Origin of the sequence: Mumia flava, assembly GCF_002797495.1 — a bacterium.
Taxonomy (GTDB): Bacteria; Actinomycetota; Actinomycetes; order Propionibacteriales; family Nocardioidaceae; genus Mumia; species Mumia flava.
In genome coordinates this window covers 545,058-564,852 of the sequence record NZ_PGEZ01000001.1, presented here as the reverse complement: position 1 = coordinate 564,852, position 19,795 = coordinate 545,058, and the positions used below count along the sequence as shown (strand labels likewise).

The window sequence follows — 19,795 nt, the reverse complement described above, 5'->3', positions numbered from 1 at the left end:
GTAGGTTTCCTCCCGTGCTCCTCACCCTTGCGCGGACCTACCTGCGCCCGTACGCGGGTGCGATCGCCGTCGTCGTCGCCTTCCAGGCCGTCCAGGCGCTGGCGAACCTCTACCTCCCGGGGCTGAACGCGGACATCATCGACAACGGGATCGTCACCGGCGACACCGGCTACATCCTGCGGATCGGCGCCGTCATGATCGCCGTCACGGCGCTCCAGGTGGTCGCCGCGATCGTGGCCGTCTACTACGGCGCCCGGACCGCGATGGCATTCGGGCGCGACCTGCGCAAGGCGACCTTCGACCGGGTCCAGACGTTCGCCGCCGAGGAGGTCGGGCGGTTCGGAGCGCCGACGCTGATCACGCGGACGACCAACGACGTCCAGCAGGTCCAGCTCGTCACCTTCATGTTCTTCGCGATGCTGATCGCGGCGCCGATCATGGGGATCGGCGGCATCATCATGGCGATGCGTCAGGACCTCGGGCTGTCGTGGCTGATCGCGGTCGCGGTCCCGGTCCTCGTGGCTGCGGTCGCGTTCATCATCAGCCGGATGCGACCGCACTTCCGGAAGATGCAGACCCGGATCGACGCGATCAACCGGGTGCTGCGCGAGCAGATCATGGGCATCCAGGTGATCCGGGCGTTCGTGAAGACCGACTACGAGCGTCGCCGGTTCGAGGTGGCCAACGACGACTACCGCCAGGTCGCGGTCCGTGCGGGGCAGTGGATGTCGCTGATGTTCCCGACCGTGATGCTCGTGATGAACGTCTCGAGCGTCGCGGTGATCTGGTTCGGCGGGCATCGCGTCGCCGACGGCACGCTCGAGGTCGGCACGCTCTCCGCGTACCTGACCTACCTGGTCCAGATCCTCATGGCCGTGATGATGGCGACGTTCCTGTTCGTGCTGCTCCCGCGCGCCGAGGTCTCCGCCGAGCGCATCCACGAGGTGCTCGCGACGGATCCGAGCGTGACCGACGCCGCCGACGCCGTCGACGTGCCCGTCACCACCGGGACCGTCGACCTGCGCGACGTCACCTTCTCCTACCCGGACGCGGAGGAGCCGGTGCTCCGAGGCGTCGACCTGGTCGCGCGACCGGGGGAGACCACCGCGATCATCGGGTCGACCGGCTCCGGCAAGTCGACCCTGCTGAACCTCGTGCCCCGCTTGTTCGACGTCACCGGGGGACAGGTGCTGCTCGACGGGGTCGACGTCCGTGAGCGGACCCTGACGACCGTGTGGTCGTCGATGGGTCTCGTCCCGCAGAAGGCCTTCCTGTTCGGCGGCACGGTCGCCTCGAACCTCCGCATGGGCGACCCCGACGCGTCCGACGAGGCGCTGTGGGAAGCGCTCGAGATCGCCCAGGCCCGCGACTTCGTCGAGGCGATGCCGCAGGGGCTCGACGCCTCTGTCTCGCAGGGCGGCGCGAACCTCTCCGGCGGACAGCGCCAGCGGCTCGCGATCGCCCGCGCGATCGTGGCCCGACCGCGGATCCTCCTCTTCGACGACTCGTTCTCGGCGCTCGACTTCGCCACCGATGCGGCGCTGCGGCGGGCGTTGCGGGCCGCGACGGCCGACGCCGCCGTGATCGTCGTCGCCCAGCGGGTCAGCACGATCCGCGACGCCGACCGGATCGTCGTGCTCGACGAAGGCCGGGCGGTCGGGACCGGCCGGCACCACGAGCTGATGGAGTCGTGCGAGACCTACCGCGAGATCGTCCTGTCCCAGCTGAGCGAGGAGGAGGCGGCATGAGCGGCCGAGGGCCGGGCCCCCTGGGCCACGGCGGCCAGGCGGGGCCCCCGCGCCGCGCCGAGGACTTCCGAGGCTCGGCGAAGCGGCTGTTCGCCACCCTGCTCGTGGACCGGGCGTCGGTGATCGGCGTCATGGTGCTCGGCACCATCGGGGTCGGCCTCAGCGTCGTCGGTCCCAAGGTGCTCGGGCACGCCACCGACATCGTGTTCTCCGGGTTCGTCGCGTCGCAGCTGCCCGAAGGCGTGACCAAGGAGCAGGCCGTCGATCAGCTGCGCGCCTCCGGCGACGGGCAGGTGGCCGACATGGTCGGGGCGATGGACATCACCCCGGGCCAGGGGATCGACTTCGACGCGCTCGGGCAGGTGCTGCTCGGCGTGATCGCGATCTACCTGCTCGCCTCGATCTTCATGTTCGTCCAGGGCGTCCTGACCACCCGGCTCGTCCAGCGCACGGTCGCAGGCCTGCGCAGCGAGGTCGAGGACAAGATCGCCCGACTGCCGCTGGCGTCGTTCGACACCCGCTCGCGCGGCGAGATCCTCTCGCGCGTCACCAACGACCTCGACAACGTCGCACAGTCGCTCCAGCAGACGATGAGCCAGCTGGTCACCTCGCTGCTCACGATCGTCGGTGTGCTCGTGATGATGCTGACGATCTCACCGATGCTGACGCTGGTCGCGATCGTCACCGTCCCGGTCGCCGGGTTCGTCGCGGCGGCGATCGCCAAGCGGTCGCAACCGCAGTTCGTCGAGCAGTGGAAGTCGACCGGCGTCCTCAACGGGCACATCGAGGAGAACTTCACCGGCCACGAGGTGGTCAAGGTCTTCGGCCGGCAGGAGCAGGCCAAGGTCACCTTCGACGAGGCGAACGACCGCGTCTTCGGCGCGAGCTTCCGGGCGCAGTTCGTCTCCGGGATCATCCAGCCGGTGATGATGTTCGTCTCCAACCTGAACTACGTGGTGATCGCGGTGATCGGCGCGCTGCGGGTCGCCTCGGGCGCGATCTCGGTCGGCGACGTGCAGGCCTTCGTCCAGTACTCGCGCCAGTTCACCCAGCCGCTCACCCAGGTCGCGTCGATGATCAACCTGCTCCAGTCCGGGGTCGCCTCCGCCGAGCGCGTCTTCGACCTGCTCGACGAGGAGAACGAGGTCCCCGACCTGTCCGAGGCCCTGGCACCGACGCTCGTGCAGGGACGGGTCGCGTTCGAGGACGTCTCCTTCTCGTACAAGCCCGACGAGCCGCTGATCGAGCACCTCGACCTGGTCGCCGAGCCCGGCCAGACGATCGCGATCGTCGGACCGACCGGGGCCGGCAAGACGACCCTGACGAACCTCGCGCTGCGCTTCTACGACGTCGACGCGGGCCGGATCACCCTCGACGGGGTCGACGTCCGCGCGATGGACCGCGACGTGCTGCGTGCGAACTTCGGCGTGGTGCTCCAGGACGCCTGGCTGTTCGGCGGGACAATCCGGGACAACATCGCGTACGGGCGCGAGGGGGCGTCCGAGGACGAGATCGTCGCCGCGGCCACCACCGCGTACGTCGACCACTTCGTCCGCACCCTCCCCGACGGCTACGACACCGTGGTCGACGACGAGGGCAGCAACCTGAGCGCCGGGCAGCGCCAGCTGCTCACGATCGCCCGGGCGTTCCTCGCGAACCCGTCGATCCTCGTGCTCGACGAGGCCACCAGCTCCGTCGACACGCGCACCGAGGCGCTGGTCCAGCAGGCGATGGAGGAGCTGCGGCGCGGCCGCACCAGCTTCGTGATCGCCCACCGGCTCTCGACGATCCGCGACGCGAGCCGGATCGTCGTGATGGAGCACGGGCACATCGTCGAGCAGGGCACGCACGACGAGCTGATCGAGGCCGGCGGGGCGTACGCCCGGCTGTACGCCGCGCAGTTCGCCGGCGCGACGATCTGAGGCCGGGTCGAGCTGGGGGTCAGACCCCGCCGGGGTCGCCGAAGATGCTCATCGCGCTCATCCGGATCTTGTCGCTCCCGAAGTTCACGAGGACGTACTTCCCGGCCTCGAGCTCGGGCCCGACCTCGATCCCCAGGTCCGCGATCCGGCCGCGGCCGTCGAACTCGACGTAGAACGCGCTGTCGAACGACCCGACGTAGGGGAGCACCGCCTTCGTGCCGACGAAGACGGTCGTCGTCGACTCGGTCCCGTAGAGCTGCTCGACCCGCGCGAACGCCTCCAGGAACCGGACCCCGCCAGCCACCTCCATGGAGGCCTTCTCGCAGCTCGACTTGACCTTGGCGACCTTGAGGTCGACCTCGAAGGCGAACTTCGACTCCAGCGAGCCGGCCTCGCAGAACGCGTCAGGATCGTCCGTCTCGGCCCCTGGTTCCTCCTCGAGGTCGGGCGGCGGCGGCGGCGCGTCGAAGCAGCTCTGCATCGAGTGGTGGCCGCCGAGGGTATCGATGGCAGTCAGCAGGTTGATCATCAGCCAGACGTCGTTGGCCTGGATCGTGAGGCCGGCGGCCTGGCGGGCGGTCGGGTCGGACAGTGCGGCACGGGCCGCGGTGGCGACCCGCCAGCGCTCCTCGTGGTACGCCACCGTCGCGTCGACGGCGGCGTAGAAGCGCGTCGACCACGCCTGGTAGAAGCCGGTGGCGAGGATCGAGCACACCTGGGGAGGGTCGACCGCGCTGTAGCGGCAGACCGTGAGCTCCTGGAACTGCCCGTGGCAGCTGTTGAGGCGCAGGATCCGGTCGTTCGCCTCCCACCAGTCGTCGTAGGCGTCCCGGACGGTTGCCTCGGTCACGTGGGCAGCAGACGCTCGATGGATCAGGTCCCGGGTGACGCGCGCCTCGGCCGGGTCGGCCGACGCGAGCCGCGCGTAGACCTGACCTCTCAGCGTGCTTGCTTGCTGATTGAGGGCGGTCCACTCGGCCTGGAGGCGCTGCAGGTGGGTGCGGTAGTAGCTCTCGTACCCGCTCATCGAGGCGAGCTCCGACGCCGTGTCCGGCAGGGTCGGGAGCACCAGGCCGGGCGGCTCGCCGACCATCGACGTGTCGAGCAGGCGTGTCGTGTCGAGGAACGACAGCGGGTAGTCGAACTCACCCGGCTCGACGTCGTCCGGTCCTTCGTCGATGCGCAGGGCGCGCTTGGCGTGCGGCAGCGACGCCTCGCGATCCCGCTGGCACTGGTGGATCCGGGCGAGCTGCTGGTGGACGTGCGGGCTGTCGGGGGCGACGAGCAGCGCCTGTCGCACGGTCGCTTCGGCGTCGTTCCAGCGTTGCATCAGCCCGTAGGCGTGGCCGAGGTTGACCAGGCGGACCGCCTCGGAGTCGACGCCGACCGACGGTGCGGGACCGAGCGTCCCGGCGTGCCGCAGGAACGCGATCGCCCACTCCGGGCGGTTGAGCATGTTCGCGGCCACGGCGGCGTTCGACAGCGCGATCGGGTCGCTCGGATCGAGCGCGTGCCCGCGCAGCGACGCCGCCAGCGCAGCACCCGGGCGCTTGTCGGCGAGCGCGGCCAGCACGACCTCGTCGATCAGCTCGGGCTCGGTGAGCGCGGGCTCGTCGGCCCAGGCCTCGGCGTGCTCGGAGACGATCGCGTCGTCGACCCAGGCCTGGGCGGTGTCGATCGCCTGGGCGAAGGACGGGATGCTCGCGGTGCTGCCGGGGATGGTGCATCCGTACGGGCTCACGGCCTCGGGCTCCGTGGGAGCGCCGCGGAGCTCGCGGGCCATGTGCAGCCCGTCGCCGAACCGTCCGCCGCCGGCGGGCTCGGCGACCACCTGCACGGCAGCGGGCACCGTGACGCCGGCGATCGTGGCGTCGAGGGTCAGGGTCGTCGGCGTGGAGGGTGCGCGCCACCGCAGCCGGTAGGCGCGGGTCGACCCAGCCTCCACCGTCGGGACCGGCGCGCTCGCGATCCCGGAGTCCGGATCGGTGTCCAGGTCGTGCGGAGGCGTCACCTCGCTGCCCGAGGTCGGCACCTGCACGGTGAGCGTGCCGGAGGTCGGGGAGCCTTCCCGGCCCACCGCGAACACGACCTCGAAGACGGACCCGGTGACCACCCTCGGTGGGGCCTCGACGGTCAGCGGAGCGCCGGTCGCCTTGGTCTGGCGGGTGAGGGCTGCACTGGTGCCACCCGCGCGCGTCGACGTGGCCGCCAGGCCGATCCGGTACGCGTGGGTGCCTGCGCCGGGCGGGGTCCACCCGATGCTCGCCTTCCCGGTGGACCCGGTGGTGACGACGGGCGAGACCCGCGACCACCGGGTCCCGGAGCGGCGCTCGAGCCAGACCCGGCGGCCCGCGGTACGCGGAGAGACCGTGGCGGCCACGGTGATCCTGCGCCCGACCGTCCACGGGCCGGCGGGGACGGTGGCCGCCACCGTGCTGCGGGCCCTCACGACGGTGACCGACGTGGTGGCGCGGCGACGGGGCTGGCCGCGGTACGCGACAGCGGTCGCCCGCAGCCGGGTCGCCCCCACCGAGCGCAGTGTCGTGCGCAGCGTCGCGAGTCCACGGCTGTTCGTGCGGGCGCGGCCGACGCGGACCCAGCGCTCTCCGACCCGCCGGTCGACCAGCACACGCCGTCCGCGGACCCGTGGTGTCACGGTCGAGCGGAGCGTGAACGCGACGCCGACGGTCGGCGTACGGTCGCTCGCCCGGATGCTCAGGGACCCGCGGGTGCGTGCGGCCGACCAGGCCTCGGCGCCGCCGGTGGTCGGCCCTGCACCGGCGACGGCGTCCGCCGGGCCCGGCCGCGCAGGTGCTGCTGTGGCGGCCGAGCCCAGCAGCAGCGCCGCAGCCAGCGCGAGGACGAGAGCCGAGGTCGTAGCCGCGCGTGAGCGCCGGTGCGTGCGCGTCATGGAACCGTGCCACCTCCGTGTCGGCGAGCACGAACGCTCGCCGCACCAGCGTGGCGTGAGGCGACGGCGGTGTCGTCGTTCGCGAGGACGACCGGTGTCATCCGCGAGGACGACGCCGGCCGGTCCGCGCCAGCCGTCGGGCGCGGCTCAGCGCGCGGCGCTGGACACGTCAGGAGGGACGTGCGCGCCGTCCCCCTGGGTCACGAGAGCCTCGCGGATCGCCGCGGCGTCGGCGTCGAGACGAGCGGGGTCCGGATCCTGCTCCACGCGCTCGAAGCTGAAGTCGCCGAGGTCGTGGACCGGCCACACGTGCACGTGCAGGTGCGGGACCTCGAACCCCGCCACCATGAGCCCGATCCGCGGCGGGGCGAAGGCCGCCTGCTGCGCGGAGCCGATCCGCTTCGCCACCTGCGTCAGGTGCGCGAGCAGGTCGTCGTCGGCGTCGAGCCAGTGGTCCACCTCCTGGCGGGGGACCACCAGTGCGTGCCCCGGTCGGATCGGGCCGATCGTGAGGAACGCGACCGCCCGGTCATCGGCCCAGAGGAAGCGTCCGGGGATCTCGCCGTCGATGATCTTGGTGAAGAGCGTGCTCATGCGGCTCAGTCTGCCGTACGTCGGACGGGCCGGAGTTGGAGCCGCCTCGGACCGTCTGGCAGAATGGATGGTCGATTCCGTCTCGCGCGTGAACCCTCTCATTCGCGCGCGTCCGGATCCATCGGTCAGGTGCTCGCGAAACCCCACTCCGTGCGCTGGACCACCCACTCACGTTTTCTGAGGAGACACCACACCCGTGGCAGTCAAGATTCGCCTGAAGCGGATGGGCAAGATCCGCACCCCGTTCTACCGTGTCGTCGTCGCCGACTCGCGCACCAAGCGCGACGGTCGCGTGATCGAGGAGATCGGGACGTACAACCCCAAGACCGACCCGTCGACGGTCAACATCAACTCCGAGCGCGCCCAGTACTGGCTCGGAGTCGGTGCGCAGCCGAGCGAGGCCGTCACCGCGCTGCTCAAGCTCACCGGCGACCTCCAGGCCGCTCGTGGCGAGAAGGCCGAGTCGACGCTGAAGACGCCGGCCGCCAAGCGCGACAAGGCCGAGGTCTTCAACGAGGCCCTCAAGGCCGTCCACGCCGAGCCGGTCGCCGAGGCCGTGACCTCGTCGAAGAAGGCCGACAAGGCCGAGGCGAAGGCCGACAAGGCCGAGGCCAAGGCGGACAAGGCCGACGAGGCCGAGACCGAGGCCGCGGAGGCCTGAGCGCCGTGATGGTGGCCGAAGTCATCGAGCACCTCGTCGGCGGCATCGTCGACCACCCCGACGACGTCGACGTCCGGGCCAAGCAGCTGCGGCGCGGGCTGCTGTACGAGGTCCGCGTCAACCCCGAGGACCTCGGCAAGGTGATCGGTCGCGGCGGCCGCACGGCCACCGCGATCCGCACCGTCGCCGGGGCCGTCGCCGGGAAGGGCGGCGCGCGGATCGACTTCGTCGACGTCGACCGCCGGCGCTGACGTGGAGGTCGTCGTCGGCCGGATCGGCCGCGCGCACGGCATCCGCGGCGAGGTCAGCATCGACCTGACGACCGACGAGCCCGAGCGGCGCTTCGCCCCGGGCTCGTCGGTCGTTCTGCGTCCGCGCGAGGGCGCACCGCGCGAGCTCGTCGTCGGTGCGTCGCGCGCCCACGCCGGGCGCCTGCTCGTCACCTTCGAGGGGATCACCGACCGCACGGCGGCGGAGCTGCTGCGCGGTGGCCGGGTGGTCGCCGAGGTCGACGCGAGCGAGCGCCCCGACGACCCCGAGGAGTTCTACGACCACCAGCTGGTCGGGCTCACGGTCGTCTCCGGCGGTCGCGAGCGCGGCACCGTCCGGCAGGTGCTGCACCTCCCGGCCCAGGACATGCTGGCCGTCACGACGTCGGAGGAGACCGAGGTGCTCGTCCCGTTCGTGGCCGCTCTCGTCGAGGTCGACCTCGACGCCGGCACGGCCGAGGTGGCCGAGGTCCCCGGTCTGCTGGACCCCGATGCCGCTCAGAGCGCCGGGCCGGAGTCCTGATGCGGATCGACGTCGTCACCATCTTTCCCGACTATCTCGCACCGCTCGGGCTCTCGCTGCCGGGCAAGGCGCAGGAGCGCGGCCTGGTCGACCTCCGCACGCACGACCTGCGCGAGCACACCCACGACCGCCACCGCACGGTCGACGACACACCCTCCGGCGGTGGAGCGGGGATGGTGATGCGGCCGGAGCCGTGGGGCGAGGCGCTGGACGCGATCCTCGCGTCGCCGCCCGAGCCCGCCGTACGCCCGCGTCTGATCGTGCCGACCCCGTCGGGGCACCCGTTCCGCCAGGCCGACGCGCACCGGCTCGCCGCCGAGCCGTGGCTGGTGATGGCCTGCGGCCGGTACGAGGGGATCGACCAGCGCGTCGTCGACTGGGCCGCCGAGCGCATGCCCGTCGAGGAGATCTCGCTCGGCGACTTCGTCCTGAACGGCGGTGAGGTCGCAGCGCTCGCCGTGATCGAGGCCGTGATCCGTCTGCTCCCGGGCTTCATGGGCAATCCGGAGTCGCTCGCCGAGGAGTCCCACGGCGGCGACGGCCTGCTCGAGTACCCCGTCTACACCAAGCCGGCGTCGTGGCGTGGGCACGACGTGCCGGACGTCCTGCTGTCGGGCGACCACGGCAGGATCGCTGCCTGGCGCCGCGAGCAGGCGGAGCGTCGCACCGCCGAGCGCCGCCCGGACCTGCTCGCCGACGAACCGGGCTCCGGCGACTGACCTCGCCGCACCGCGCTGACGACGCATTCCTGCATCACGCTTGCCGCGTCCACGCCTGCATGGCCTACCCTGTGCGGACCGAGGGGCCGGTTCCGGGGTCGGCTCGGGGCCGACGGGGGTGGCTCCGAGTCGATCCCGGCCCCGGCGCGCGTGCCCCGTCGCGACCCCTCGATTTCGTTGCGTTCCCAGGCATGTGGCAGACTGGGAGGTCGGTGCCGGACTCAGCTGCCACAGGGGTGATGGAGTCCTCGTTCGCCCGTGTCCCGGGCCAGGCGCCGCACACCGAGACCAGACGTACGAGTCCGTGGGTGACCTGTGGCACCGACGAGGAAGAAGTCGAGATGACCAACGTTGTCGATGCCGTCGCCAGCCAGTCCCTGCGTGACGACGTCCCCGAGTTCCGCGCCGGAGACACCCTGAAGGTGCACGTGCGCGTGGTCGAGGGCAACCGCTCCCGCGTCCAGGTGTTCCAGGGCGTCTGCCTGCGCCTGCAGGGCTCGGGCGTCGGGCGGACCTTCACCGTCCGCAAGGTGAGCTTCGGGGTCGGTGTCGAGCGCACGTTCCCGCTGCACACCCCGGTCGTCGAGCAGATCGAGGTCGTGACCCGCGGTGACGTGCGGCGCGCCAAGCTCTACTACCTGCGCAACCTCCGCGGCAAGGCCGCGAAGATCAAGGAGAAGCGCGAGGTCTGAGCGCCTCGTCTGGAGGAACGCTCATGGAGACCGACGGCGCTGCCGGCGCCGAGGATCGACCAGGTACGCACCGGGCAGGCCGTGACGGCCGCCCGGTGCGTACGTCTGTGCGCTGGCCCTGGCCGTGGTGGGGCTCGCGGCCGACCCCGCTGTGGGTCGAGGCGGGAGTCCTCGTGCTGGTGGCCGTGCTCCTGTCCGTCGCGGTGAAGGCGCTGTTCCTCCAGACCTTCTACGTCCCGTCCGAGTCGATGGAGCCGACCCTGACCGGTCACGACGACGGGATCCAGGACCGGATCGTCGTCCAGAAGGTCTCGTACTGGGGACGCGACCCGCACCGCGGCGAGGTCGTGGTGTTCCGTGATCCCGGCGGCTGGCTGCGCACCGAGGAGGCTGCCCGCCCCAACACCGCGCAGCGCCTCCTCGCCACCGCTGGCCTCTATCCGTCCGGCGGCCACCTGGTGAAGCGCGTGATCGGGGTCGGCGGCGACCGCGTCCAGTGCTGCGACACCCAGGGCCGGATCGAGATCAACGGGCTGCCGATCGAGGAGGACTACGTCCTGGATCCCGAGGCGACCGCACGCTCCCCGTTCGACGTCACGGTGCCCGAGGGCTATCTGTGGGTGATGGGGGACAACCGCGCGAACTCGGCGGACTCGCGCGCCCACGCCTCCGAGCCGGGCGACGGTTTCGTCCCGGTCGACATGGTGGTGGGCAAGGTGGCGTTCGTGGTGTGGCCCTGGGACGACCGCGCGGTGCTGGAGGATCCCGAGGTCTTCGACAGCCTGGACTAGGGTGCTCGACCGCCTCCGGGCGCAGGCGTGGGCAGGTTAGGCTGGCGGGGTGCACGCCAACGACACCTCGGCAGAGACCCGTCACGAGCCGTCGTCCGGCGGCCGTCGGGGACGCAAACCGCTGCCGTTGTGGCAGGAGACGATCCTGCTCGCCGTGCTCGCGCTGGTCCTTGCGATCGTCGTCAAGACGTTCTTCGTCCAGGCGTTCTACATCCCGTCGGGCTCGATGGAGCAGACGCTGCAGGTCAACGACAGGATCCTGGTCCAGAAGGTCTCGTACTGGACGGGCGAGCCGCAGCGTGGCGACGTCGTCGTGTTCGACGACCCGGGGGGCTGGCTCGGCCCGGGGGCCGAGGAGCCGCTGGGCCCCGTGCAGAGGGTGCTGTCCGTCTTCGGCCTGTACCCGACCGGCGGGCACCTGGTGAAGCGGGTGATCGGCGTCGGCGGCGACCGCGTGCGATGCTGCAACACCGACGGGCAGCTGGTGATCAACGGCGTCGCGATCGACGAGCCCTACGTCGCGAACCCCGCGGCGACCGCAGCCCAGCCGTTCGACATCCGCGTGCCCGAGGGCCGGGTCTGGCTGATGGGCGACAACCGCAACAACTCCCAGGACTCGCGTGCGCACATGGGGGAGCCAGGGGGCGGCTTCGTGCCGGTCGACGACGTGCTGGGCAAGGCGTGGGTGATCGTCTGGCCGTGGGACCGGACCGGCTCCGCGGGCTCCGACTCCGAGCCGTTCGCCGACGTCGGCACGCCCGAGTGAGGCCGCGGTGAGCCCGGCTGCCGCACCGTCCCTGCGGATCGAGCGCAGTCTGCTGCGCGGCGGCGTCAGCGCGCTCGCCTGCACCGACGAGGTAGGGCGGGGAGCGCTCTGCGGTCCGGTCACGGTCGGAGCGGTGCTGGTGACCGAGACGACGCGGACCGCGCCGCAAGGGGTGCGCGACAGCAAGCTGCTGACCGCCCAGGCGCGCGAGGCGCTGGTCCCGCGGATCCAGCGGTGGGCCCCCTCGTGGGGCGTGGGTCACGCCGGTCCCGACGAGATCGACCGCTACGGCATCATCGCCGCGCTCCGCCTCGCCGGTCACCGTGCGCTGGCGCGGCTCAGCGTCGAGCCCGACACCGTCCTGCTCGACGGCAACCACGACTACCTGACGGTGCCCGAGCAGGCGGCGCTGTTCGGGCCGCCGGCCGAGGTCGACCGGGTCCCCCCGGTCGTGACGATGATCAAGGCGGACCTGCGGTGCTCGGCCGTGGCCGCGGCGAGCATCCTCGCGAAGCAGGCCCGTGACACCATCATGCTCGAGCTGGCCTCCGAGCACCCGGAGTACGGCTGGGCGGAGAACAAGGGCTACGCCGCCCCGGAGCACCTCGCGGCCCTGCGGGCGTCCGGGCCGACGGTGCACCACCGTCGGTCGTGGCGGCTGCCGGGGTGCGGTGAGGAGGACGGGACCGGAGGGGGCCCGGATGCCGCCTGGGAGCCCGTGTCGTCGGAGGAGGCGGCCGGCCAGAGCCGGGTCGTGCTCGATCCCGGGCTCGGCACGGCCGCGTACGACCCGTCGACGGAGCCGGGCGAGGACCTGGTCGACGACCGCTGCTGAGGGCCCGCCCGGGGAGTACGATCGCCACACCCGGGCCGAGAACGACGAGGGAGGGCGATGAGCGCGGAGGACCTCGAGCGCTACGAGGCGGAGATGGAGCTCGCGCTGTACCGCGAGTACCGCGACGTCGTCGGCATCTTCACCTACGTCGTCGAGACCGACCGGCGCTTCTATCTGTGCAACTCCGTCGACGTGAAGGTCCGCTCCGAGTCCGGCGACGCCTACTTCGAGGTCACGATGACCGACGCGTGGGTCTGGGACGTCTACCGGCCCGCCCGCTTCGCGAAGAACGTCAAGGTGCTGACGTTCAAGGACGTCAACGTCGAGGAGCTGGCGACCAGCGACTTCGAGCCGCCCAAGGCCTGACGTCCGTTCGGCCTCCCCAGCCCACCGTCCTCCCCAGCCGGCAGCCGTGCACGGGGCCGGTCGGCTCCTCGCACCACGGTGGGCGTGGAGGTGGTGCGGATGGGTTCGACGTACGAGCAGCGGCGCGCACTGGGGACGTACGGCGAGGACCTCGCCGTGGCGTACCTGCGGGGTCAGGGGATGGAGATCCTGCTACGCAACTGGCGGGTCCGCGAGGGAGAGGTCGACGTGGTCGCCCGGGACGGGGCGACGCTCGTGGTCTGCGAGGTCAAGACCCGGCGCGGCGAGGCGTACGGGTCGGCTCTCGAGGCGGTCACCGACAACAAGGCCGCACGGCTGCGCCGGCTTCTCGGGCGCCTGCTCGACGAGACCGGCTGGCACCCCGGTGAGGTCCGGATCGACGTGGTCGCGGTCCAGGTGCCGCGCCGCGGGGCGCCGACGCTGACCCACCTCGAGGGGGTCGGCTGATGGGCGTCGGGAGGACGCGGTCGGTGGCCCTGTCCGGGATGCAGGGCCGGATGGTCGAGATCGAGGTCGACGTCAGCGCGGGTCTGCCGCGCACCGTCCTCGTCGGCCTGCCCGACACGTCGCTGGCCGAGTCCCGTGACCGCTGCCGGGCGGCGGTCGCGAACAGCCGGCTGCCCTGGCCCGACCGCAAGGTCACCATCAACCTCTCGCCGGCCGACCTGCCGAAGTCGGGCGCGTCGTTCGACCTGGGGATCGCGCTGGCCGTGCTGGCGAGCCAGGCGTACGTGCCCCAGGACCGGCTCGCGCGCGCCGCGGTGCTGGGCGAGCTCGCCCTCGACGGGCGGCTGCGCGCCGTGGCCGGGGTGCTCCCGGCGACGGTCGCCGCGGTCGCCGCGGGCTGCGAGGCCGTGCTCGTCCCCGAGGCGAACGCCGCCGAGGCAGCCCTCGTCCCGGGTGCCAGGGTGGTCGGCGTCCGGTCGTTGTGCCATGCCGCTGCACTGCTGCGGGGCGAGCCGGAGCCTTCCGAGCCGCCCGTCGTCGAGATGTCCGCGATCGCCGTCCCGTTCGGCGACGCCGACCGGTTGGAAGCCCTGGACCTCGCCGACGTCGTCGGGCAGGACCCCGGTCGGGCCGCACTGGTGGTCGCCGCCGCCGGGGGCCACCACCTGATGCTGACCGGCCCGCCCGGCGTCGGCAAGACGATGCTCGCCCACCGGCTGCCCGGGCTGCTGCCCGACCTGGACCACCAGCAGGCGATGGAGACAGCGGCCGTCCACTCGGTCGCGGGCCTCGTGTCGGCCGACGCGCCGCTGCTTCGGCGGCCGCCGTTCGTCGACCCGCACCACACCGCGTCCGCGGTCGCGCTCGTCGGCGGGGGCAGCCGCGGCATCCGACCGGGTGCGATGAGCCTGGCACATCACGGCGTCCTCTTCATGGACGAGGCGCCGGAGTTCCGGCGCGACGTGCTCGACGCGCTGCGTCAGCCGCTGGAGAGCGGGCGCGTGACGATCTCGCGTGCGGCCCAGACCGCGACCTTCCCGGCGCAGTTCCAGCTCGTGCTCGCCGCCAACCCCTGCGGCTGCGGGGAACGAGCCGAGGTCGGCGAGGCGTGCTCGTGCCTCCCCGTGGCGCGCCGTCGCTACGGGGAGCGGATCTCGGCCCCGGTGCGCGACCGGATCGACCTGCGGTTGACCCTCCGGTCGCCCTCGGCCCAGCACCGGCCGGGCGGCGGGGTCACGCAACGGGGCACGACCGAGCGGGCTCAGGCGTTGGTCGCTGAGGCCCGGGCCCGCCAGCACCGACGCTGGGGCGAGCACGGACAGCGTGCGAACGCCGGGGTCCCCGGAGCCGTCCTTCGCGAGCACGGGCTGGTCCCCGACGCGGAGGAGGCCCTGACGTCGCGGGTCCGGAGGGGCCGGGCGAATGCGCGCAGCGTCGATCGCGTGGTGCGGGTGGCCTGGACCGTCGCGGACCTGCTCGGCCACGACCGGCCCTGCGACGACGACGTCGAGGCCGCGTGGCGGCTCCGCGACGATGCCGGGCTGACGGAGACGTTCCTCGCGGAGGTGCTGCGGTGAGCGGCGCCGACCGGTCGGCTCGCCGCGACCGGATGGCGCTCTCGCTGGTCGTGGAGGCCGGAGATCCCCGACTGGCGGCAGCCTTGGTCGACCGGGAGCCGGGCGCGGTGCTCGAGGCCGTCCGCGCCGGCGACCCAGGCATCCCGGAGCCGTGGCGAGCACGAGCGCGCTCGTTGGAGGCGCGGGTCGCGAGCACGCTGGCGCGTGCGCGTGACGCGCGCCTGCGCTGGGTGTGCCCGGGCGACGCCGACTGGCCGGCGCCGCTCGACGACCTCGATCACGTCGGAGTCCACGCGGGCGTGGCGGGACGCCCGCTCGGGCTGTGGATGCGCGGTCGCCGCGACCTGGCCGCGGACGGCGGGGTCGCCGTGGTCGGGTCCCGCGACGCCACCGCCTACGGCTGCGACGTGGCCGCCGATCTCGCGGCCGACCTCGCCGAGTCGGGTCGGTGCGTCCTCAGCGGAGCGGCGCTCGGGATCGACGGTGCGGCACACCGCGGTGCGCTCGCGGTCGGCGGACCGACCCTGGCCGTGCTCGCGTGCGGCGCCGACGTCGACTACCCCCGTGCGCACGCCGGTCTGCTCACCCGCCTCTCGGAGGTCGGGGCGGTCGTGAGCGAGCAGCCGCCGGGCTCGGCCCCGACCCGGGCACGGTTCCTGACACGCAACCGGCTGATCGCCGCGCTCGGAGCCGGGACGGTCGTCGTGGAGGCCGCCGTCCGCAGCGGCGCCCTCAACACCCTGGGCTGGGCCGCGGAGCTCGGCCGTCTCGTGCACGCGGTGCCCGGGCCCGTGACCAACCGCTCGTCGAGCGGGGTCCACCAGGCGATCCGCGACGGCCGGGCGGTGCTGGCCGCGAGCGCGGCCGACGTCCTGGAGGACCACGGCGGCCTGCTCGCGGACGGGCTGGCGCGGACGCCCGGCAGCCGCGCGGCGTCGACCTGGTGGGATGCGCTGGCGCCGCGCGCCCGGCAGGTCCTGGAGGAGGTGCCGGCTGCGGGCGGGATCAGCGGCCCCCGGCTGGCCGACGAGATCGGGCGTCGCCCCGACGACGTCGAGGCGACGCTCCGGTCCCTCGCCGCCGCGGGCCTGGTCGCGCGCACCGAGCGCGGGTGGCGGCTGGTCCGGCGCGCCGACTTGGAGCCGGCGGACGGTCGCCCGACACTCAGGGAGTGAGCGGAGACCACCCGGTCGCGTGGGCCGATGCGCTCGAGGCCTACGAACGACACCTCGCGGCCGAGCGCGGGCTGAGCGACCACACCGTCCGTGCCTACCGCGGTGATCTCGACCAGCTGGCCGCGCACGCCGTCGCCCGCCGGGTCACCGACCCGGGGGCGCTCGGGCTCGCGGATCTGCGCAGCTTCCTCGCCGCCCAGCAGGTCCGCGGGCGGTCCCGCAGCACGCTGGCGCGGCGCGCGGCCGCCGTACGACGGTTCACCGCCTGGATGGTGCGCACCGGCCGCGCGGACGCGGATCCCGGCGCGCACCTCGCGAGCCCACGCCGCCATCGGGAGCTCCCGGGCGTCCTCAAGGACGGTGACGTGCGTGCCCTGCTCGACGCGGCCGCCCGGCGCTGCGAGGACGAGGAGACCGGTGGCGACCCGGCTGCTCGCGCGGTCGCGGTGCGCGACCTGGCGATCCTCGAGCTGCTGTACGCCACCGGGATCCGCGTCGCGGAGCTGTGCTCGCTGGACGTCGACGACCTCGACCGGCAGCGGGGGGTCGTCCGGGTGCTCGGCAAGGGCGCCAAGGAGCGGTCGGTGCCGTTCGGCGCTCCGGCTGCGCACGCGCTGGACCGGTGGCTCGCGTGCCGTCCCGACCTGGCCGTCCACGGCGGGCCCGCGGTGTTCGTGGGCCGCCGCGGTGGCCGGATCGACCCGCGGACCGTCCGCCGGACCGTGCACGCCCGGCTCGAAGACGTCGACGGTGCGCCCGACCTGGGGCCCCACGGTCTGCGTCACACCGCCGCGACGCACCTGCTCGAGGGCGGGGCGGACCTGCGCTCGGTCCAGGAGCTGCTCGGGCACGCGTCCCTGGCGACCACGCAGGTCTACACCCACGTGAGCTCCGAGCGCCTCCGGGCTGCCTATCGCCTGGCTCACCCACGGGCCTGAGCCGGGTCGGCACGCGTTCTGGCGCGGACGGCTCAGGGAGCGGTCAGCAACGGCTCGGGATCGACCGGCTGCCCGCCGAGGAGCACGCTGAGGTGCAGGTGGCACCCCGTCGACAGTCCGGTCGAGCCGACCGCACCGACCGTCTGCCCCTGCGCGACGGGCTCGCCGGCCCCCACGGCGAAGGAGGCGAGGTGGTTGTAGGTCGTCGCCGTCGCGCCACCGTGCTCGATGCGGACGCGGTTGCCGTAGCCCGGCACCGACCCCACGGACGACACGGTCCCGGCGTCCGCGGCGCGCACCGGCGTACCGCAGGAGGCCCCGAAGTCCGTCCCGTCGTGGAGCTTGTGGACCCCGGTCACCGGGTGGACCCGCATCCCGAAACGGGACGTGACCGGCGCGTCGACCGGCATCAGAAGATCGCCGCTGGGCACGACGCGCTCCGGCTCCGGCGGCACCGGGGCGGGACCGTGCGGCGGGAACAGCCGCACCTGCGCCTGGGGGGACAGCAGCGCCAGCGGATCGGCGTAGCCGTCCGCCTCGATCCGGCCGAGGTGCAAGCAGGCCCTCGGGCCGCAGTGGCTCCCGACCGGGCTCAGCCGGCCGAGGGGCTCGCCTCGGGAGACCTCCGCGCCGGACCGGACGACCGCCACGACCGGCTGGTACGTCGACCGGCGTCCACCGTGGTCGACCGTGACGGCCCCGACCCCCGCCACCCGCCCGGCGAACGTCACCGTGCCCGCCGCGACCGCCCGGACCACGGAGCCGGTCGGTGCCGCGACGTCGAGGCCACGGTGTCCCGGCCCGTACGGGCTCGTCGGCGGGAGGTACCCGGCGGCGACCTCGCCTCCGTCGACCGGCCAGTCCCACGCCGCGTACGCGGCGGAGCCGGAGGCGGGGAGCGCGGCGACGGTGAGAGCGAGGGCGAGGAGGAGCAGGGCGCGGGTCCGGGTCACCTCGCCATGCAACATCGTGGATCGCGGCTAGCCTGGCCGCACAAGGGAATCTGGGGACGAGCAGACCGGGTCGGGGGGCCTGGGGACGACGACCGGACCTTTCCTCCGCCCGTGCTGAACGGGGGAACTCCATGCGCATCATCGTCACCATCGCCGCCCTGGCGGCATCATTGCTGGTCGCGCCGGCCGCGACCGCGACGACCACCGCGTCGCCCGCCGGACGTGCGGCCTCCGCCGGCGTGCCCGGCAGCACGCCGGGCGCCCTGGCCGCCGCACGCCGGGGACTCAGACCGGGGGTCTACGAACGTCGTGTGGTCCGGCACACGAACCGCAAGCGCACGAACCGAGGACTGCGGGGTCTGAGACGGTCGGCGTGCCTGGACCGGTTCGCGCAGCGCTCGGCGAACCGGATCGCACGGAACGGGCGGCTCACCCACCAGAACCTCCGACCGGTCCTCGACCGCTGCAACGCCTGGATGGTGGGCGAGAACATCGCGTACGGCTACGTCTGGCCGCGCCGGGTGGTCCGCGCGTGGATGGCGTCGCCGGGCCACCGCGCGAACATCCTCCAGCGGCGCTACCGCCGGATCGGCGTCGGGATGGCCCGCGACGCGTCGGGAACGGTCTGGGTCGCGCAGGTCTTCGGCCAGCCGCGCTGACGCCGCCGCGGGCTCGAGGCCGTCGCTCGCCCGGTCCGGACCGGGCGGCCGGCGGCGTCGGGCCACGAGGATTTCGCTGGTTTCACGGCGTGCCCTAGACTGGTCCGAGCACCTCGGTCCGCCGAGGTGACTTCGCGCGCCCGACCGCCGGTTCTCCGGATGCGCGGTCCTGGTCCCCGTCTCGACGGGGCGGGCCACGTACGGGCGCCAGGGTGCCGACGACCGGTGTCGGCACGACAACCAGGACGGGCGTCCGCGCCCTGCACAAGGAGGAACGCCATGGCCGTCGTGACCATGCGCCAGCTGCTCGAGAGCGGTGTCCACTTCGGACACCAGACCCGCCGCTGGAACCCGAAGATGAAGCGCTTCATCCTGACCGAGCGCAACGGCATCTACATCATCGACCTGCAGCAGTCGCTCGCGTACATCGACCGCGCGTACGACTTCGTGAAGACCACCGTCGCCCGCGGCGGCACGATCCTGTTCGTCGGCACGAAGCGCCAGGCGCAGGAGGCCATCTCCGAGCAGGCGACCCGCGTCGGCATGCCGTACGTGAACCACCGCTGGCTGGGCGGCATGCTCACCAACTTCTCGACCGTCAACGAGCGGATCAAGCGTCTCAAGGAGCTCGACGAGGTCGACTTCGACGACGTCGCCGGCTCGGGCCGCACCAAGAAGGAGCTGCTCGGCCTCAAGCGCGAGCACGACAAGCTCGAGCGCTCGCTCGGCGGCATCCGCGGCATGACCCGGACCCCGTCGGCGGTGTGGGTGATCGACACCAAGAAGGAGCACCTGGCCGTCGACGAGGCGAAGAAGCTGGGCATCCCGGTCGTCGCGATCCTCGACACCAACTGCGACCCCGACGACGTCGAGTACCCGATCCCGGGCAACGACGACGCGATCCGCTCCGTCACCCTGCTCACCCGCGTCGTCGCCGACGCCGTGGGCGAGGGCCTGATCGAGCGCGGCGCCGGCAAGGAGGACGCCGCGGCCCAGACCGACCAGGTCGCCGCCGGCGAGCCGCTGGCCGAGTGGGAGCGCGAGCTCGCCGAGGGCACCGACCCGGTCACCACGGAGGCTGCGCAGGCCGAGGTCCAGGAGTCGGCGTCGGCCGACGACACCCCGGCCGAGGTCGCCGAGGAGACCGCCCAGGCCGAGGAGAACCTCGCCGAGGGCAAGCCCGCTGACGCCTGAGCGTCACCGGTCAACACCGCACGGTCGCTGACGC

Annotated in this window: 20 protein-coding genes; 17 read left to right on the top strand and 3 right to left on the bottom strand. The window is 73.0% G+C overall.

The features are described from left to right. Positions 1 to 14: 14 nt before the first annotated feature. Positions 15 to 1,748: an ABC transporter ATP-binding protein gene (locus CLV56_RS02660; RefSeq protein ID WP_039348725.1), complete on the top strand. Its 1,734-nt coding sequence runs from the start codon at positions 15 to 17 to the stop codon at positions 1,746 to 1,748. Then, positions 1,745 to 3,670, top strand: a complete 1,926-nt coding sequence (locus CLV56_RS02655; protein WP_039348727.1) for an ABC transporter ATP-binding protein — start codon at positions 1,745 to 1,747, stop codon at positions 3,668 to 3,670. The genes CLV56_RS02660 and CLV56_RS02655 overlap by 4 nt, the downstream gene beginning before the upstream one ends. Positions 3,671 to 3,689: 19 nt before the next feature. On the opposite strand, the gene CLV56_RS02650 is transcribed toward CLV56_RS02655, so the two are convergent. Both CLV56_RS02650 and CLV56_RS02645 read right to left on the bottom strand, forming a co-directional pair. Continuing rightward, positions 3,690 to 6,581, bottom strand: coding sequence for a tetratricopeptide repeat protein (locus tag CLV56_RS02650; RefSeq protein WP_039348728.1), 2,892 nt, complete (start codon positions 6,579 to 6,581; stop codon positions 3,690 to 3,692). Positions 6,582 to 6,728: 147 nt separating this feature from the next. Then, complete coding sequence (locus CLV56_RS02645; protein WP_039348731.1) at positions 6,729 to 7,175, bottom strand: HIT family protein; 447 nt, start codon at positions 7,173 to 7,175, stop codon at positions 6,729 to 6,731. A 196-nt stretch (positions 7,176 to 7,371) separates the two neighbouring features. Between CLV56_RS02645 and rpsP the strand changes: the two genes are divergently transcribed. The 13 genes from rpsP (at position 7,372) to CLV56_RS02580 (ending at position 16,955) form a co-directional block, all read left to right on the top strand. Continuing rightward, positions 7,372 to 7,836 (top strand): 30S ribosomal protein S16, encoded by a 465-nt coding sequence (gene rpsP, locus CLV56_RS02640; protein WP_039348734.1) that lies wholly within the window; start codon positions 7,372 to 7,374, stop codon positions 7,834 to 7,836. Between the two features lie 8 nt (positions 7,837 to 7,844). Then, positions 7,845 to 8,087 (top strand): RNA-binding protein, encoded by a 243-nt coding sequence (locus CLV56_RS02635; RefSeq protein WP_039348736.1) that lies wholly within the window; start codon positions 7,845 to 7,847, stop codon positions 8,085 to 8,087. Between the two features lies 1 nt (position 8,088). Next, positions 8,089 to 8,628, top strand: coding sequence for a ribosome maturation factor RimM (gene rimM, locus CLV56_RS02630; protein WP_039348739.1), 540 nt, complete (start codon positions 8,089 to 8,091; stop codon positions 8,626 to 8,628). Continuing rightward, entirely contained in the window at positions 8,628 to 9,347 is a 720-nt protein-coding gene (gene trmD / locus CLV56_RS02625; RefSeq protein WP_039348742.1) for a tRNA (guanosine(37)-N1)-methyltransferase TrmD, read from the top strand. The genes rimM and trmD overlap by 1 nt, the downstream gene beginning before the upstream one ends. A 341-nt stretch (positions 9,348 to 9,688) precedes the next feature. Then, positions 9,689 to 10,039 carry a 50S ribosomal protein L19 gene (rplS, locus tag CLV56_RS02620; RefSeq protein ID WP_039349028.1) on the top strand — a complete coding sequence of 117 codons (351 nt, stop codon included), beginning with the start codon at positions 9,689 to 9,691 and terminating at the stop codon, positions 10,037 to 10,039. Between the two features lie 95 nt (positions 10,040 to 10,134). After that, positions 10,135 to 10,830 (top strand): signal peptidase I, encoded by a 696-nt coding sequence (lepB, locus tag CLV56_RS02615; protein WP_245857549.1) that lies wholly within the window; start codon positions 10,135 to 10,137, stop codon positions 10,828 to 10,830. 49 nt (positions 10,831 to 10,879) lie between these two features. Next, positions 10,880 to 11,596 carry a signal peptidase I gene (gene lepB, locus CLV56_RS02610; protein ID WP_039348744.1) on the top strand — a complete coding sequence of 239 codons (717 nt, stop codon included), beginning with the start codon at positions 10,880 to 10,882 and terminating at the stop codon, positions 11,594 to 11,596. A gap of 7 nt (positions 11,597 to 11,603) precedes the next feature. Further along, positions 11,604 to 12,431, top strand: coding sequence for a ribonuclease HII (locus CLV56_RS02605; RefSeq protein ID WP_245857547.1), 828 nt, complete (start codon positions 11,604 to 11,606; stop codon positions 12,429 to 12,431). 57 nt (positions 12,432 to 12,488) lie between these two features. After that, positions 12,489 to 12,797, top strand: a complete 309-nt coding sequence (locus tag CLV56_RS02600) for a DUF2469 domain-containing protein (protein ID WP_039348746.1) — start codon at positions 12,489 to 12,491, stop codon at positions 12,795 to 12,797. A 99-nt stretch (positions 12,798 to 12,896) separates the two neighbouring features. Next, the gene (locus CLV56_RS02595; RefSeq protein WP_039348749.1) at positions 12,897 to 13,265 is read left to right on the top strand and encodes a YraN family protein; all 369 of its coding nucleotides are present in this window, start codon (positions 12,897 to 12,899) and stop codon (positions 13,263 to 13,265) included. After that, a complete protein-coding gene (locus CLV56_RS02590; RefSeq protein ID WP_100414344.1) occupies positions 13,265 to 14,842 on the top strand; it encodes a YifB family Mg chelatase-like AAA ATPase in 1,578 nt (525 codons plus the stop codon). The genes CLV56_RS02595 and CLV56_RS02590 overlap by 1 nt, the downstream gene beginning before the upstream one ends. Continuing rightward, positions 14,839 to 16,017, top strand: a complete 1,179-nt coding sequence (locus CLV56_RS02585) for a DNA-processing protein DprA (protein ID WP_039348751.1) — start codon at positions 14,839 to 14,841, stop codon at positions 16,015 to 16,017. Before CLV56_RS02590 ends, CLV56_RS02585 begins: the two co-directional genes overlap by 4 nt. Then, on the top strand, positions 16,014 to 16,955 hold the full coding sequence (locus tag CLV56_RS02580; protein WP_039348754.1) for a tyrosine recombinase XerC: 942 nt from the start codon (positions 16,014 to 16,016) through the stop codon (positions 16,953 to 16,955). The genes CLV56_RS02585 and CLV56_RS02580 overlap by 4 nt, the downstream gene beginning before the upstream one ends. A gap of 32 nt (positions 16,956 to 16,987) precedes the next feature. On the opposite strand, the gene CLV56_RS02575 is transcribed toward CLV56_RS02580, so the two are convergent. Then, the gene (locus CLV56_RS02575) at positions 16,988 to 17,908 is read right to left on the bottom strand and encodes a peptidoglycan DD-metalloendopeptidase family protein (protein ID WP_170224749.1); all 921 of its coding nucleotides are present in this window, start codon (positions 17,906 to 17,908) and stop codon (positions 16,988 to 16,990) included. A 131-nt stretch (positions 17,909 to 18,039) separates the two neighbouring features. Between CLV56_RS02575 and CLV56_RS02570 the strand changes: the two genes are divergently transcribed. Further along, positions 18,040 to 18,567 (top strand): CAP domain-containing protein, encoded by a 528-nt coding sequence (locus tag CLV56_RS02570; RefSeq protein WP_039348757.1) that lies wholly within the window; start codon positions 18,040 to 18,042, stop codon positions 18,565 to 18,567. A 279-nt stretch (positions 18,568 to 18,846) separates the two neighbouring features. Next, on the top strand, positions 18,847 to 19,761 hold the full coding sequence (rpsB, locus tag CLV56_RS02565; RefSeq protein WP_039348759.1) for a 30S ribosomal protein S2: 915 nt from the start codon (positions 18,847 to 18,849) through the stop codon (positions 19,759 to 19,761). Positions 19,762 to 19,795 lie beyond the last annotated feature (34 nt).

Coding starts and splice junctions, on each gene's coding strand:
- CLV56_RS02655 (WP_039348727.1), top strand. CDS start 1,745: ATGAGCGGCCGAGGGCCGGGCCCCCTGGGCCACGGCGGCCAGGCGGGG.
- CLV56_RS02650 (WP_039348728.1), bottom strand. CDS start 6,581: ATGACGCGCACGCACCGGCGCTCACGCGCGGCTACGACCTCGGCTCTC.
- CLV56_RS02645 (WP_039348731.1), bottom strand. CDS start 7,175: ATGAGCACGCTCTTCACCAAGATCATCGACGGCGAGATCCCCGGACGC.
- CLV56_RS02635 (WP_039348736.1), top strand. CDS start 7,845: ATGGTGGCCGAAGTCATCGAGCACCTCGTCGGCGGCATCGTCGACCAC.
- trmD (WP_039348742.1), top strand. CDS start 8,628: ATGCGGATCGACGTCGTCACCATCTTTCCCGACTATCTCGCACCGCTC.
- rplS (WP_039349028.1), top strand. CDS start 9,689: ATGACCAACGTTGTCGATGCCGTCGCCAGCCAGTCCCTGCGTGACGAC.
- CLV56_RS02600 (WP_039348746.1), top strand. CDS start 12,489: ATGAGCGCGGAGGACCTCGAGCGCTACGAGGCGGAGATGGAGCTCGCG.
- CLV56_RS02595 (WP_039348749.1), top strand. CDS start 12,897: ATGGGTTCGACGTACGAGCAGCGGCGCGCACTGGGGACGTACGGCGAG.
- CLV56_RS02590 (WP_100414344.1), top strand. CDS start 13,265: ATGGGCGTCGGGAGGACGCGGTCGGTGGCCCTGTCCGGGATGCAGGGC.
- CLV56_RS02570 (WP_039348757.1), top strand. CDS start 18,040: ATGCGCATCATCGTCACCATCGCCGCCCTGGCGGCATCATTGCTGGTC.
- rpsB (WP_039348759.1), top strand. CDS start 18,847: ATGGCCGTCGTGACCATGCGCCAGCTGCTCGAGAGCGGTGTCCACTTC.